Consider the following 14,598-nt stretch of genomic DNA (forward strand, 5'->3'; position numbering starts at 1 on the left):
TTTTCAGAAAGGGAAAGCTGGAACCCTCCCAAAAAAGAATCCTTGACCAGTATATATGCTGCGGAATTATTTGTAAACTAAAATCTTGCCGAATTTACGGTTTTTCATGATTTTTATCGTCAATCGAACCGAATAAAGCCGTCATGAAGCGATTTAAGCGGTCTTGCCACATCTTAATTTCTTCTAATTCTGCGTCATCGGCCTGATCTGTCACCGATTGTTGCGCCACGATTTGAACCCAAGCCACTGGATTCTTGATAATTTTATCAATAAACGGGTACAACATCATCAATTGTAACGTAATTGTTTGGGAAATGTTAGCCATAAGCATCGGATTTTGCTGTTCTAAATTTTCATGTAAATATTGTTGCATCATCTGGGCTGCTCGACTGGCCCCTACCGGTTTTAATTGACGCGTGTCAACCGAATACGTCTGGTCATCCAACCAGTGCAACTGCACCGTTTGCGAAACCCTTAATCGAAGAAGCTCCTCAAGCAACGTTGCCCGCATCAGTGGATGTAGGAAGGGATCGACCAGCAAGTACTGAACGCCCTGCATGAATTCCTGTAGCGGCAGTTGACGTGCCCGTAGCAAGCGTTGCTGCTGCTCCGTGAAATCGCCATCCCCTAAATGATAAAACTGTCTCGCCAAAACGCGTTGGGTTTCCCCCAAGGTTTGACGCGAGGCTACTTCGGCTGCTTCAATCTGTGCTAGCCCGTCACTACGCCATTCTTGAGCTGCCGGCAATGCACAAAATTCCCGAGCAAAAATAAACTGCTGATTCTTTAAAGCCACATCTAGCCGCAACTGAAAAGTGTCAGTCGATTCTAAATAAACGGCATCCTGCTCAGCTGCATATTGCTCAGCCATCAAATACTTTTCATCATGGTAGAGACTCGCGACCAAATAGCGGTTAAATTCAGCCGTTTGCTGGTCCGTATAGAGCTTTTCGAAGAGCGTTGTCGCCGTTGACCATTCTCCCGCCGAAAAGGCTTGGTGCGCCTTCACAATCGCTTGTTCACGGGCTGCGGGACTCGTAAATTCTCCCATCACAGAGGCCTCCCTTTTCTCAAAATTTTAGCGAATCAAAACGGACCGACGCCAAAACTGGTCTCGGTCCGCCTCTATTAATTAATCTTTTTTATCAGTTGTCGTTGCTGGCTTTTTAGCTCGTGGTCGCCGTTTCCGGTTCCGCCGGGGCTTACTCGTTCCCTGACCATCCTTAGCCGTCGTTGCCTGGGTTTTTTTGGCTTTCGGCTGATTATTTTTGTTTGGCTTAGCCTTGGCTTTAGGTTTGGCTGCGGCCTTCGTATCCTTAGCCTGTGCCTTACCGGTTGTCGCCTTGTCCTTGCTGCTGGAGCGACGATGGTGTTGGTTAACTTCCATAATGACCGGCAAGATCACGGGACGTCGGTGGGTCTGTTCAAACAGGTAGTGGCTTAAATGCTCACGCACGTCCTGCTTCAAATGACCCCAATCGAATTCCTTGTTGTCCAGATTATTCTGAACTGCCTTTTGGATGATCTGGCCACTTTCTTGCATCAAGTCCTTGTTGGCCTTAACGTAGACGAAACCACGTGACGTGATCTTAGGTTCCGCAACGATCTGTTTCTTCTTTCGATCAATCGTGACCACTGCGATGAAGATCCCATCATCGGCTAAGACTTTCCGATCCCGTAAGACAATGTTCCCAATGTCCCCGACACCGATCCCATCAATCATGGTGTCACTAACCTCAATGCCTTCACCTAAGCCCATGGTGCCCTTGGCATAGGTCAATACGTCACCCTTGGCTAAGATGAAGATATGGTCTGCTGGCATACCGAGTTCCATCGCGGCGTTCGCATGCGCGTTCAGCAACCGGTATTCGCCTTGAATAGGCACGAGATACTTTGGCTTAAGCAGATTTAACATCAATTGCAGGTCGCGCTTGTAGGCGTGACCGGATGAATTCATTTCATCAGAAATGGCCTTCACTTCACCGCCGGCACGGTAGACCATGTCCCGCGTTTGGGCAACCGTAGTGTCCATTGCATGTGATGGCGTCGTTGTAATGTATACCAAGTCGCCCTCTTGAATGTTGAGCGTCTTTTCCTGCTTGTTGGCCATCCGTTGAATGGACTTGATGGGTTCACCCATCTTACCCGTCTGTAAGATCACCGTTTCGGCTGGTTTTAAACTGTCCAGTTGTTCAGGTGTGACCAGTAAGTCATCGTCAAAGGACAGCTTGCCCAGCTTCATCGCCGTATTCACAATCTTTTCCAGGTCTTGGCCCGTTAAGCAGACCTTGCGTCCCGTCTTAGCGGCCGCATCAAAGACTTGTTGAATTCGTAAAATGTTAGACGCCACACAAGCTACCACGACACGACCATCACGGTAACTGAAGGTCTCTTCGATAGATTCTGCAATGGCTTGTTCGGAAGCATTCATATTAGGATTCTCGGCATTGGCAGAGTCGCTCAAAACGGCTAACACGCCGGCCTGACCGATGGCTCCCAACCGCGCATAATCCGTCTGGTAACCAGGCTTAGCCGTTTGGTCAAACTTAAAGTCACCCGTGTAAACAATCTGACCTTCATCTGTCTTCAAATCAATCCCCAAAGATTCGGGAATTGAATGCGTCGTCGCGAAGAAGGAAACGACCACGTCGCCGAAATCAATTTCCGTCTTCTCGTCAACTACGTGGAAATCATCATAATTCTTGACCTTAGGTTCGTCAGCTACGTTGAGCTTAGCCAAGGCAATCGTCATTTCTGACCCGAAGACAGGCACATTAAACTCACTTAAGAAGTAAGGTAAGGCCCCAATCGCATCAGCATGACCGTGGGTAAGGAAGACCGCAACAATACGGTCTTTGTTTTCGCGTAAGTAACTCCAGTCAGGAATCACCACATCGATCCCCAACAACTCATTTTCCGGGTACTTCAACCCACAATCTAAAATATAAATACTTCCGTTAACATCAACGGCGTACATGTTCTTTCCGTTCTCTCGGACACCACCGAACGGCACAATTTTTATCTTCGCACTCATAAGTTCACCTCAAGTATCTTTACTAGTTTTAAGTTAATCACTGATCACAACCGACCAGTCTTTTCTTATAGGTATCGCTACCTAGATTCGTCCATGATTAAACTTTCTCCAGTCTACCATACTTTGGGCAATTACTGAACTACGAAGGTACGCCACGCAAAAAAAGTCCATCTCCCAGAGGGAAATGGACTCGCAGGTGCGGCGAATTAACGACGCAGGCCTAAGCTCTTGATTAATTCACGGTAACGTTGAACATCAGTCTTCCGTAAGTAAGCCAAAAGGTTACGACGGTGACCAATCTTCTTCATCAAACCACGTTGGGAATGGAAATCCTTACGGTGATTTTGCATATGCACGTTGATTTCGTTGATATCAGCGGTCAAAACAGCAACTTGGACCTCAGTAGAACCCGTGTCGCCTTCGTGACGTGCGTATTGCTTGATGATTTCGTTTTTCTTTTCTGGACTAATAGCCATGGTAAATGTACCACCCTTCATATAATTGCCCTAAACTGAGTAAGTCGACGGTGGTTGTCGAGCCAACTAAGTTAAGGGTTTGTGCTTTTGCACAGTTACCTATCATACTGAACTCCCGGCGAAATAGCAAGTTTTTCTTCACAATTACCTATCAAGTAAAATTGCTTTACATTTATCGTGTGAAAGTATTGCATTCGAGCGGTGGGTTCTGTATAATTACATACGTTGAAATTAAGATTTCCGGTACAGGAATTCTCATTCGGAGGTGAAATTTTCATGCCAATTATCAAATCAGCAATCGAACGTGCCAAGACCAACGTCAAGGCCAACGAACGTAACTCAGCACAATTAAGCACGATGCGGACTGCCGTTAAGCGCTTCGAAGAAGCCAAGACGGCCGGTGCCGACAACGCGGAAGAATTATACCGTTTAGCTAGTGCTGCTGTTGACCGCGCCGCTTCCAAGGGCTTGATCAAGAAGAACAAGGCTTCCCGTGACAAGTCACGGATGGCTGCACGTTTAGCTAAGTAATCAATTAATCAATCAGATTAGATGATGCAATTCAGGGGGTCGACCATCACGGTCGACCCCCTTTTTTGTGTCTGCTATGCGGTTTGGCCCCCGGCGAATTGCGTCATAAACAGTGAAAACAACATCTCTGGTTCCATCGAGGTCGACTTCATCTGTTTTTCCACCCGGAACAAGCCTAAGTAGGCCTGGTTAAGATCCGTCAGCCGAAAACGGCGTTGTGATTGCAATGCCAGCTTGATTCGGTACGGATGAACCTTCAGTAGACTTGCTAGCTTCCCCTGGCTATAGCCCTGCTTCGCCAAAACCTTGGTTTGAATCAACAATCGGAATTGTCCTTGCAGAATGGCATTGATCTTCAAGGGCTCTTCCTTGGCCAACAACAATTCGCGATACAAGGTAACGGCCTTGGCCGTATCCTTTGCCAGCACCTGGTTAACCAAATCAAAGACGTTTTGCGTCAGCGTTTGGGCAACCAGACCGGTCACCGCATCCGGCTGGATGGTCTTTTCTGGATAGGCAAATAACTCCAATTTGGGCAGTTCCGCCATCATGAGGGTCAGGTCGGCATCCGTCCGTTGAATCAGCTCCCCTAGGGCAGCCGGATCCATCGTGTACCCATCCTGCTTCAATTGTGTCGTCACAAACTGCCGGACATCGCGCTCAGAAAAGTTGCCAATTTCAATGCTCGTGGCCACCTTTTTGAGTTGCTTAGACACTTTCTTACGACCATCTAATTTTTCGTAGGGCGCAAAGAACACGAGCACCGTGCTCTCCATCGGCGCTCCTAAATAGGTCTGTAGGCTAGCCACATCGTGCTCAACCTTTTGTTTCTTGGTTTCACCCGTGAGAAATTGTGGATTATCAATGCACACGACCCGTCGTTCACCGAAAAACGGTGCGGCCATCGCATCATCTAACGCCACGGCTAACGGCACCGTATCCATATCATAGCTTGCATAATTCATCGTCTGCTCTTCGTCAGGAACGGTGGCCTTAAATGCCGCTTTTAGCCGCCGTTGTAGGTAATCGGCCCGTCCCATAATCAGATAAACCGGTGCCAATTGGCCACCCGTGGCCAAGGTTTTTAAAAGTTCATTAATCGTCAAGAATCCCGTTCCCCTTTTAATTTAGTCTGCCAGACCCCATGGGCCCCGGTATAACGGTAGCGAATCATCCCGGCCGTCTGCGTGCTAACCGCTGGTGTATGGGTTGCCCGTAGCGTTGCTAACGTGTCAGCGTGAGGATGACCATACCGGTTGCGCCGTCCTGCCGAAATAACGGCCAGACGCGGTCGCAACTGCGCAATGAAGGCCGGTGCGCTCGCCGTTTTACTCCCGTGATGTCCTAATTTTAACACGTCCGTTCGCAGCTGTGGGTCATCCCCCAGTATTTTTTGTTCACCCGCCTGGTCCAAATCCCCCATAAAAAGGAAGTTCAAGCCACCAAAATCCCCCTGCAAAGCCAACGAATTGCCGTTTTCGGCCGGTGCGGCTTCATACGGATGGCGCACAACTAGGGGCACGCGACTGCCTAATTTGATGGCTTGCACGACCACCGGATAGCGACTTCCCCTGATTAAGTGTTGCCAGCCGGGCTCATTTTCCATCCCCACTGGAACAAGAATCCGGGTGACGCGCAATTCCCGCAAGACGGCCGGCAAATCACCGATGTGGTCCGCATCGTGATGGGTCAAGTAGAGGTCATCCACGTGATCGATGCCCAAGCTACGCAAGTAATTAATCGTCGTCTGCACGGCCCCATAGCTGGGCGGCGTAGCGGGCACCCAACGCGACTGTGGCAGCGCTAACCGCCCGCCGGTATCAATCAGTGAGATACGCCGATTAAACGGCTCCCGCAAGAGAATACTGTCTCCCTGCCCCACATCAAAGTAAGCCACCTCACCCTGAATGGGAAAATGAATCAAGCCATAGACCACGCCATAGCTCGCCAGTAGCCCAATCAGCCACCGTTGACGCTGTTGGGGCGGTCGACTAAACAGCCACCAACTGAGGCCCAACCACAGCCAGCTCACCCACCACCAGGGTTTGCCAAAGGTCACATTACCAGGCAAAGCCGCAACCTTGGCGAGTCCCACGTCCATGGTTCCCAATAGCCATGCGCAGCTGCTGCTAAGACCAGGCAGCCAAGTAAAACTGAATACCCCAACCAACGTCACCGGTAACATGACGACCGGAAACAGGGGAACCAAGACCATATTTGCTAAAAGCGTCAATAAATGCCACTGAAAAATCCCGTTAAGGAGACTGGGCAATCCCAGCAAGGTCAACCCGATCTGCCGCCACCAAGTCGTTTCCCGTACCAGCAAGATCAGCCCGAGGGACAGGCCGTAGCTCAGTTGGCTGCCCAGATCAAATAGGAGTCCCGGATTCAGTAGAAGACCGACGATCAGGGCTCCAGCCCACGCATCGAGTCCACTCATTTTGACGCGTAACTTACGCCCACCAAGTTGTAGGCCACGCATCAAACAGGCACGTAGAACGCCACTACCGCCACCAGCCAGGATGAAGTACCCCGGTAAACCCAATAAGAGCCCCCATTCCCAATGTTCTCGCTGAATACGTAAGTGGACACACAGCCATTCCACCGCCGTTAACAACAGGGCGACATGTAAGCCCGAGATCGAAAATAAATGCAGTAATCCCAGTTGTTTCATGCCCTGAAGCTCTTGAACGGCTTCAGCCGCCCGAGTTCCTGGCAGCAAGCCCAATGCATAGACCCGTAAGGCCCCTGGCAGACGATCACAGTAACGAATTAACCGAGTTCGCTGCAGATGCCACCCATTCTGAAACCACGTCAGTAGCGTGGCTGGGACGTTTTGTTGCCGCGTCACCTGATCGATCTTAATCGACTTGGTCACGCCACGGTGAGCCCAGTAGCTCGCCGCATCAAATTGATTGAAGTTAGTCGCCGGCAAAATGCCGATCTGTTGGCCCTTGATCCGCCAAGTTTGTGCTCGCCGAATTGCCTTCAGTCGTGCCAATGTTGCGGCAGAGTCCGCCCACCCGTGAACGGTGAGTGGCTCACCATTTGTCTGATTCTTCGCCACAAAATAATAACTGGCGCCCCGAAAGACTAGCGCATCCGGTTGGAACTGAATCGTTAGCGCCACGTTCGTGGGTTGTTGCGGCGAGACGCGGCGCAATTTAACCTGCTGCTGGGTCCAAAACAGGTAGCCACCAGCCACCAATAACAACAGAATGGTCACGACGAAAGTCAGGCGATGACGTAACACCCAGACCCGGCTTAACGTCAACACCAGCAATACGCTTCCTGCAACCGGATGCCCGCCCAGAATGACGCTCAACGCAGCTAATGGTAAGCTCACAAATAGCCAGTGATTGGCCACTAATCGTGCTTAGGTTGTTCGAACGACAGATGGGTCAGCAATTCCGGATCTACCGTGACCTGATTGAGTGCTACGTGCTTTAACGCAATGAGTTTTTGGGCATACGGATCGTTGTGATAATTACGCATGTAGGTGATTTTACGAATCCCCGCCTGCAGCAACATCTTGGTACACTGCAGACACGGGAAATCCGTCACGTAGATTTCTGCACCGTCCGTGGCTTCACCGAATTTGGCACACTGCAAGATCGCATTCATTTCAGCATGAATCGTACGGACACAGTGACCATCGACCAGGTAACAGCCCTCATCAAGGCAGTGATCATCACCCGATACGGACCCATTATAACCAGCGGCGATGATCCGCTTGTCGCGCACTAGCGTTGCCCCTACCGAAAGGCGATTGCAGGTGCTACGCGTGGAAATCACCAACGCCTGAAGCATGAAGTATTGATCCCAAGGAATTCGTTCTCGCTGCATAATAAAGTCCTCATTTCATTAATTTTTAGTCTGCTTATTGACGGTGCCCAAAACACCATCATAACCCTAACTAGCTTACACCTTACGTCTAAATTTAACTATCCTGTTTCCCCTAATTAAGTGGTGAGTTGATCCTGCAAATTCGCAACCGTCTTTTCGCCAAAACCGGGAACCTGGGCGAGATCCTTCACCGTTTGAAAGGACCCGTGGGCCGTTCGGTAGTCCACGATTTTTTTGGCCTTCTTCTCGCCAATCCCCGTCAACTGTTGAAGATCACTAACCGTGGCCGTATTCAAATTAACAACCGTCCCGCCACTACCACTCTTAGTTGCACCACTCTCAGCGGCGGGTGATGTCTTGCCCGCTACCGATGTCGCGGCTTGACTACCAGCACTAGCGACATGCTCGCCCTTTTGTGGAATCGTCAACTGCTGCTGGTCGGTCAACCGGCTGGCCAGATTCACCTGGCGCCGATCGGCCTTGGCCGTCAACCCACCAGCCGCCTTGATGGCATCTGCGACCCGCATCTCAGCGGTGAACTCGTAGAGACCCGGGTGGGCCACCGCGCCTTGCACATCCACGAAAACTCGGGTGTCGTGGCTACTCACCTGGTTCCCCGTCTTGGCCCCACTAGTGGCAACGTGACTAATCGCCTGACTCTGGGACTGTGCCGGCGGTATTGCCGCTGGCAGGGCTGCTGGCGTTGGTCGATGGATGACCAGCCAACCACCCAAGCAGACCACCGCCAGTACGCCCAGTACGCCACCCCAAACCAGCTGTCGTTGACGCGATAAACTGAACCACCATTCCATCATTCGCTGCAATTTTCTCTGCCCCCTTTACTCTTAACTCCGTAATTTTTCGCCAAATATTTTTGGAAATACCAAAAAATTCCCCTTTTTTCAAAAAAGAGGAATTCTCGCTTAATGGGTCTTCAAGTAATGAACCGCGTCATCAAAGGATTTAACGGGAACCACCTTCATCTTTGGCGCATACTTTTTCGCCGTTGCTTTGGCCAATTGATAGTTGGTCTGATGCTGCTCCTCGTATTTTAGGAGGAGCTTGCTTGGCTTGACGTATGGGGCGAAGAAAACCGTTGCACCGGCCCGCTTGGCGGCAATGATCTTTTTATCAATGCCCCCAATTTCGCCGACATTTCCATCGGCATCAATGGTTCCGGTTCCGGCAATCTTCTTGCCGTGACGGAGGTTCTGCCCCGTCACCTGCGTATAAATCTGTAGACTAAACATCAGCCCACCGGAAGGACCGCCAATGTTCCCCGCATCCACGGAGACTTTGGGTTGGGCTTTCACCTTAACGTTGTCGGTCAAGGTGATCCCAATTCCGGCTTTTTTGGTCGGTAAGCGCATCAGTTTAGCCGTGGCGGAACGCGTCTTGCCATTGTGGCGATACGTAATCGTCGCCTTAGCCCCCACCTTTTGACTCTGAATGTACTTCTGGTAGCCCACCATCGAATTAAAATGACGACCGTTAACCTCAGTCACCGTATCTCCCACCTTAAGTTGATGAGCAAAGGGCGACTTCGCATCCACGCTCAGCACGTAAATGCCCAGGTACTGCCGGGTAACCGGTTTATGTGCCGCCTTGTAAGCCGTGTAAATGGATTCGTTAATGGCACTCTGCATATAAAAATCCTGCACCTTATCATAGGTGGCATTGCTCTCGCCACCCGTCACGGCATCCACACTTTCAATGCTGTAATACGAATTCAACTTAGCATACAGATAGGTTGCGGGCCGGGCTTGCGCCAGGGCGACCGATGTAATCATATACTTGCCACTATTTTTATCCGGATGACCGGGCATTTTCACAAAAGTCTTCAAATTGTCGGCTTCACCAGGACCCTCAATATACTTGGGGAGTGGCAAGAAAAAGAACGCCAAAATAGCCAAAACGACAATCGCCGTCCCAATCACTTGCCGCCACTGTCGCCGGGTTAATTTCCACATGAACTACTCACGCTCCAATCGTTCACGTAGCCCCTTAGCCACAGCCGGTGGGACCAACTGCGTCAGGTCACCACCGAATTGGGCAACTTCTTTAAGAAGACTAGACGAAACGAACTGATACTTCGGTGCTGCCATCAGGCAAACCGTGTCGATATGGGCATCCAGCGTGCGATTCATGCCCGCAATGCCTTGTTCAAACTCAAAATCCGTGCTATTGCGCAGGCCTCGAACCAGCACCGTTGCGTGAATCGACTTCATGAAGGCAACGGTTAGGCCCGTTTCGACCTGCACTGTCACGTTGGGCAAATTCTTAATTTCTGCTTCAATGAACGCCACCCGTTCGCTTGCCGTGAAGACTCCCCGTTTCGACGTGTTCTGTCCCACCGCAACGACCAGCTGATCAAACATCCGGCTGGCGCGTGCAATCAGGTCTAAGTGTCCGTTCGTCAAAGGATCAAAGCTGCCAGGAAATACGGCAATGGTCATTGCGCGTCACTTCCTAACGCATAAATTGTCAACTCCGTGATCCCGTAGTCGCGCCGCTCAATAAAGTCAAAGCCAGGGAGATCATCCGGGAGCTGGGCCTGCTGATCAGTCTCACAGATGATCCGCGCACCGGGGGCCAACAAATTCAGCTCCCGCAGTGTTGCCATCTGATCCGCAATCTTCTGCAACGCATAAGGCGGGTCAAAAAAGACCAGATCAAACTGGTCCCCCCGACCGGCTAATTCTTTCAAAGCCCGATTGGCGTCCCGCTTCAAAATTTCAAACCGTTCCGGCGCCTTGGTCACAGCCACATTGTCCTTAATCGTCTTAATCGCCGCATACTGCTTATCGATCAAAACGGCTTGCGCAACGCCCCGCGAAACGGCTTCGATACTTAATCCGCCAGACCCCGCAAACAGATCTAAACTGCGACCCCCATCAAAATACGGACCAATAATGTTAAACAAGGCTTCCTTAACTTTATCCGTGGTGGGACGTGTCGCCATGCCTGGCACTGCTTTCAGCCGTCGACCACCAAAATCACCTGCTACAATTCTCATTCATCATCATCCTTTGCCGCCGCCATTTCTTCAGCGACACCGTTAAAAGTTTCGTTAATTTCTGGGCGTTGAGAAGCGACTACCCGTTTTACAAATCGTAAATGATTCAACTGATCCGTCAGCGAAGCGACATCCGCGCAATCCACGTAAAGCACAACGTACCGCATCTTTTTAGATACATACATCACGGTTCCGTATCGTTTCAGTTGGCGGGTCTGCTTCAAACTATAGGTATACACGATCAGACTCTGTCGTGGTTGAATTTCAAATGCCATCGGATGACCTCCTTAATTAATGTGTCGCACGGTACCGTTTCTGCCGTGCACTGATGTTCATGACGACCCCCATCACTAAGGCCAGTGTCCAGGTACTGGATCCCCCATAACTAATAAAGGGGAAGGTCACCCCAGTAATCGGAAGTAAGCCCAGTACCCCACCTAGATTAAACAGGGTTTGCACCGTCAAATAGGTGGCCGCGCCGTAGCAAATCAACGTATGATAGCCCGAATTGCTACGAATACCAACCAATACGGTTCGGGTAATAATCAAAAACAACAGGCTAATCACTGCCAAAGCCGTAATTAATCCCAACTCTTCGGCCAAGATGGCCATGATAAAGTCGGTGTTTGGCTCGGGCAAATATCCCGTTTTTTGGATACTATTGCCCCAACCGACCCCAAAGATTCCGCCATTACTCAAGGCATAGTAGGAATTTACCAGCTGTTGGCCAACCCCTTGGGAGTGTTTGAATGGGTCCACAAACGCAACCACCCGTTGGAGTTGGTAGACGTTTTTAGCAAATCCCAGTTCCGAGACTTTGATGGCTAACGGGAAGATAATCCCGACGACCAAGAGAAAGGCGCCTAAGAAGTACACCACGGCGCGTCTCCAATTAAAGCCACTCGACAACAACATGACAAAGACGATGGTGGCGTTAATGGTGGCCCCCCCTAAATCGGGTTGAATCAGAATCAGGCCAATCAAACCACAACTGATGAGGACCGGTCGCAGCATCACCGCCCACCAGCCTTCCAGGGCAATGGCATCCTGACGACGATCAATCACGTGCGCCAGCCACACAATCAGGTAAAATTTAACAAATTCAGCCGGCTGAATACTAATCGGTCCCAGCCGAATCCAACCAGCGGCCCCGTTAATGGTTTTTCCTACCACTAGCAGGAATAATAACGAGCCCACGGCCAAGATACTAGCATACTTGAGAATTTTTTTATCTCGTAATTTATTAAGATTCATGAGCACCATGAAGGTATAAATTGCCAGCCCTAAGATGACATACATGAGCTGTTTAACCAGATAACTGCCAGGACTACCCCCATTTTGAGCACCGATATCCGCACTGGCAGAGTACACCATGACGATACCAAATAAGCTCAGAATTAAATATGGCACAAATAGCCAATAATCTAAATATTTTAACTTTCGCATACGTTTTGCTCGCTCCAAGCCTGCCGTCCGTAAACGGTAATCGAATGTTTATATTATAGCATAGCTTCTCCTTAAAATTGTGATAAACCTAAGGCGGATTGTCCAAACCAACCGGTCTACCTGCCATTACCAGCCGACACTCGCAATCCCAGTCAATCTCGCTCACACAAATTGGCTTCGCACAGAATCGGTATGTGACCTACCCAACTGAATGTTCGCCTTTTCCAGCAGCAACACAAAAAACCGGTAACGCCCACAGTCTCCTGCAGTCGTTACCGGTTCATCATTAATTTAAAGTTTAGAAATTACTTCCGCGCAGCGGTCTTCCGCTTCTTGGCAGCCTTTTCCCGTTCGCTGGTGTTCAGAATTTGCTTCCGCAGACGAACGTGTTCTGGGGTGATTTCACAGTATTCATCTTCGTTGATGAATTCCAGTGATTCTTCCAGAGACATCTTCAATGGCGTCTTAACCTTGGCAATATCTTCAGAACCGGCGGCACGGACGTTGGTTTGGTTCCGGCCACGGGTGATGTTAACGGAGATATCGTTGTCACGGCTGTTTTGACCAATGATCATCCCTTCGTACACTTCAGTCCCAGCTTCAGTGAAGATGGTCCCACGGTCTTGAACGGCCATGATAGCGTACGTCGTTACCTTACCAGAGTTAATGGAAACCAAAGTCCCGTTGTGACGACCTGGGTTCCAGTTCTTGATAACTGGCAAGTACTTGGAGAAGGTATGGTTCATGATCCCGTAACCACGAGTTAAGGATAAGAATTCAGTTGAGTAACCGATTAATCCACGTGATGGGGCCAAGAAAGTCAAACGCGTTTGACCGTTACCTACGGCTTCCATGTTCTTCATTTCACCCTTCCGTTGGGAAAGCGTGTCAATGATTGAACCGGTATATTCGTCAGGCGTATCGATTTGAACAGATTCGAATGGTTCGCAACGAACGTTGTCCACTGTTCTGTAGATAACTTCTGGACGAGAAGCTTGTAATTCGTAACCTTCACGACGCATCGTTTCGATCAAGATGGACAAGTGAAGTTCACCACGACCAGAAACGACCCAGGCACCAGGATTGTCGGTGTCGTCAACACGTAAGGAAACGTCGGTATGGAGTTCACGCTTTAAACGTTCTTCCAATTGACGAGACGTAACAAACTTACCTTCACGACCAGCAAATGGTGAGTCGTTGGTCCGGAAAGTCATTTGCAGCGTTGGTTCGTCAATCCGTAAGATTGGAAGTGGTTCCAACGTATCAGGTGCAACCACAGTTTCACCCACGTTGATTTCATCCATCCCGGAAACGGCAATCAGGTCACCGGCTTGGGCTTCCTTGATTTCCAAACGCTTCAAACCGAAGTAACCAAATAACTTGGTAACCCGGAAGTTTTGCTTAGAACCGTCAAGCTTCATAACGGTAACACTATCGCCGACCTTAACCTTCCCACGGAAGATCCGGCCAATCCCGATACGACCAACGAAGTCGTTGTAGTCCAACATGGCAACTTGGAACTGTAAAGGTTCGTCAGTGTTGTCAATTGGAGCTGGGATGTGCTTAACAATGGTGTCAAAGACAGGCTTCATGGTATGTTCTTGCGTGTCCAATTCTGGATCGTAGCTAGAAGTCCCATTCATAGCTGAAGCGTAAACCACTGGGAAGTCCAATTGGTCTTCGTCAGCACCTAATTCGATGAAGAGGTCTAAGACTTCGTCAACAACTTCGGAAGGACGAGCGCCTTCACGGTCAACTTTGTTGATAACCACGATAGGGGTCAAGTGTTGATCCAAAGCTTTCTTCAAAACGAAACGGGTTTGTGGCATCGTTCCTTCATAGGCATCGACAACCAACAGAACACCGTCGACCATGCGCATGATCCGTTCAACTTCACCACCGAAATCGGCATGTCCTGGTGTATCCAAGATGTTGATTTGCTTGTCACCGTAACGAACAGCGGTGTTCTTGGACAGGATCGTGATGCCCCGTTCCTTTTCGATTGCGTTAGTATCCATGGCGCGGTCGCCAATGGACGTATGTTCGTCTAACGTATCGGATTGTTTAAGCATTTCGTTAACCAGGGTCGTTTTCCCGTGGTCAACGTGGGCAATGATGGCAATGTTACGGATATCATCTCTGAATTTCAAGTGTATTTCTTCCTTTCGTGCTTGTTGAATTAGATGGATCACGGCATGCTTACGTCGTTAGTAAGTACGCTTATTGTAGCGTGATTGATTAATAAAGTC

Annotated in this window: 14 protein-coding genes; 1 reads left to right on the forward strand and 13 read right to left on the reverse strand. The window is 49.7% G+C overall.

The genetic code is table 11. The features are described from left to right. Window positions 1–94: 94 nt before the first annotated feature. The 3 genes from FD28_RS06230 to rpsO all read right to left on the reverse strand — a co-directional run bounded on the left by FD28_RS06230 (window position 95) and on the right by rpsO (window position 3,510). Complete coding sequence (locus tag FD28_RS06230) at window positions 95–1,051, reverse strand: hypothetical protein (RefSeq protein ID WP_057733689.1); 957 nt, start codon at window positions 1,049–1,051, stop codon at window positions 95–97. A gap of 81 nt (window positions 1,052–1,132) precedes the next feature. Next, the gene (locus FD28_RS06235) at window positions 1,133–3,034 is read right to left on the reverse strand and encodes a ribonuclease J (protein WP_057733691.1); all 1,902 of its coding nucleotides are present in this window, start codon (window positions 3,032–3,034) and stop codon (window positions 1,133–1,135) included. 206 nt (window positions 3,035–3,240) lie between these two features. Further along, window positions 3,241–3,510, reverse strand: a complete 270-nt coding sequence (rpsO, locus tag FD28_RS06240) for a 30S ribosomal protein S15 (RefSeq protein ID WP_057733828.1) — start codon at window positions 3,508–3,510, stop codon at window positions 3,241–3,243. Between the two features lie 276 nt (window positions 3,511–3,786). On the opposite strand from rpsO, the gene rpsT reads away from it, so the two are divergent. Further along, the gene (gene rpsT / locus FD28_RS06245; RefSeq protein WP_057733693.1) at window positions 3,787–4,041 is read left to right on the forward strand and encodes a 30S ribosomal protein S20; all 255 of its coding nucleotides are present in this window, start codon (window positions 3,787–3,789) and stop codon (window positions 4,039–4,041) included. A 74-nt stretch (window positions 4,042–4,115) separates the two neighbouring features. On the opposite strand, the gene holA is transcribed toward rpsT, so the two are convergent. The 10 genes from holA to typA all read right to left on the reverse strand — a co-directional run bounded on the left by holA (window position 4,116) and on the right by typA (window position 14,499). Further along, window positions 4,116–5,147: a DNA polymerase III subunit delta gene (gene holA, locus FD28_RS06250; RefSeq protein ID WP_057733695.1), complete on the reverse strand. Its 1,032-nt coding sequence runs from the start codon at window positions 5,145–5,147 to the stop codon at window positions 4,116–4,118. After that, a complete protein-coding gene (locus FD28_RS06255) occupies window positions 5,144–7,387 on the reverse strand; it encodes a DNA internalization-related competence protein ComEC/Rec2 (RefSeq protein ID WP_235806858.1) in 2,244 nt (747 codons plus the stop codon). Before FD28_RS06255 ends, holA begins: the two co-directional genes overlap by 4 nt. Before the next feature lie 20 nt (window positions 7,388–7,407). Next, complete coding sequence (locus FD28_RS06260) at window positions 7,408–7,887, reverse strand: ComE operon protein 2 (RefSeq protein WP_057733696.1); 480 nt, start codon at window positions 7,885–7,887, stop codon at window positions 7,408–7,410. Between the two features lie 116 nt (window positions 7,888–8,003). After that, window positions 8,004–8,702 carry a helix-hairpin-helix domain-containing protein gene (locus tag FD28_RS06265; RefSeq protein WP_235806861.1) on the reverse strand — a complete coding sequence of 233 codons (699 nt, stop codon included), beginning with the start codon at window positions 8,700–8,702 and terminating at the stop codon, window positions 8,004–8,006. Window positions 8,703–8,810: 108 nt separating this feature from the next. Then, entirely contained in the window at window positions 8,811–9,857 is a 1,047-nt protein-coding gene (locus FD28_RS06270; RefSeq protein ID WP_057733700.1) for a SepM family pheromone-processing serine protease, read from the reverse strand. 3 nt (window positions 9,858–9,860) lie between these two features. Then, window positions 9,861–10,343: a pantetheine-phosphate adenylyltransferase gene (coaD, locus tag FD28_RS06275; RefSeq protein ID WP_057733702.1), complete on the reverse strand. Its 483-nt coding sequence runs from the start codon at window positions 10,341–10,343 to the stop codon at window positions 9,861–9,863. Beyond that, window positions 10,340–10,903, reverse strand: a complete 564-nt coding sequence (gene rsmD / locus FD28_RS06280) for a 16S rRNA (guanine(966)-N(2))-methyltransferase RsmD (RefSeq protein WP_057733704.1) — start codon at window positions 10,901–10,903, stop codon at window positions 10,340–10,342. The genes coaD and rsmD overlap by 4 nt, the downstream gene beginning before the upstream one ends. Next, window positions 10,900–11,178, reverse strand: a complete 279-nt coding sequence (locus FD28_RS06285) for a YlbG family protein (protein ID WP_057733706.1) — start codon at window positions 11,176–11,178, stop codon at window positions 10,900–10,902. The genes rsmD and FD28_RS06285 overlap by 4 nt, the downstream gene beginning before the upstream one ends. 16 nt (window positions 11,179–11,194) lie before the next feature. After that, window positions 11,195–12,349: an FtsW/RodA/SpoVE family cell cycle protein gene (locus FD28_RS06290; RefSeq protein WP_057733708.1), complete on the reverse strand. Its 1,155-nt coding sequence runs from the start codon at window positions 12,347–12,349 to the stop codon at window positions 11,195–11,197. Window positions 12,350–12,654: 305 nt separating this feature from the next. Next, window positions 12,655–14,499: a translational GTPase TypA gene (gene typA / locus FD28_RS06295; RefSeq protein WP_057733710.1), complete on the reverse strand. Its 1,845-nt coding sequence runs from the start codon at window positions 14,497–14,499 to the stop codon at window positions 12,655–12,657. Between the last annotated feature and the right edge of the window lie 99 nt (window positions 14,500–14,598).

Source organism: Levilactobacillus hammesii DSM 16381, assembly GCF_001434395.1.
Taxonomy (GTDB): Bacteria; Bacillota; Bacilli; order Lactobacillales; family Lactobacillaceae; genus Levilactobacillus; species Levilactobacillus hammesii.

Coding starts and splice junctions, on each gene's coding strand:
- rpsO (WP_057733828.1), bottom strand. CDS start 3,510: ATGGCTATTAGTCCAGAAAAGAAAAACGAAATCATCAAGCAATACGCA.
- FD28_RS06285 (WP_057733706.1), bottom strand. CDS start 11,178: ATGGCATTTGAAATTCAACCACGACAGAGTCTGATCGTGTATACCTAT.
- FD28_RS06265 (WP_235806861.1), bottom strand. CDS start 8,702: ATGATGGAATGGTGGTTCAGTTTATCGCGTCAACGACAGCTGGTTTGG.
- FD28_RS06260 (WP_057733696.1), bottom strand. CDS start 7,887: ATGCAGCGAGAACGAATTCCTTGGGATCAATACTTCATGCTTCAGGCG.
- FD28_RS06230 (WP_057733689.1), bottom strand. CDS start 1,051: ATGGGAGAATTTACGAGTCCCGCAGCCCGTGAACAAGCGATTGTGAAG.
- FD28_RS06270 (WP_057733700.1), bottom strand. CDS start 9,857: ATGTGGAAATTAACCCGGCGACAGTGGCGGCAAGTGATTGGGACGGCG.
- rpsT (WP_057733693.1), top strand. CDS start 3,787: ATGCCAATTATCAAATCAGCAATCGAACGTGCCAAGACCAACGTCAAG.
- FD28_RS06235 (WP_057733691.1), bottom strand. CDS start 3,034: ATGAGTGCGAAGATAAAAATTGTGCCGTTCGGTGGTGTCCGAGAGAAC.
- FD28_RS06290 (WP_057733708.1), bottom strand. CDS start 12,349: ATGCGAAAGTTAAAATATTTAGATTATTGGCTATTTGTGCCATATTTA.
- coaD (WP_057733702.1), bottom strand. CDS start 10,343: ATGACCATTGCCGTATTTCCTGGCAGCTTTGATCCTTTGACGAACGGA.
- rsmD (WP_057733704.1), bottom strand. CDS start 10,903: ATGAGAATTGTAGCAGGTGATTTTGGTGGTCGACGGCTGAAAGCAGTG.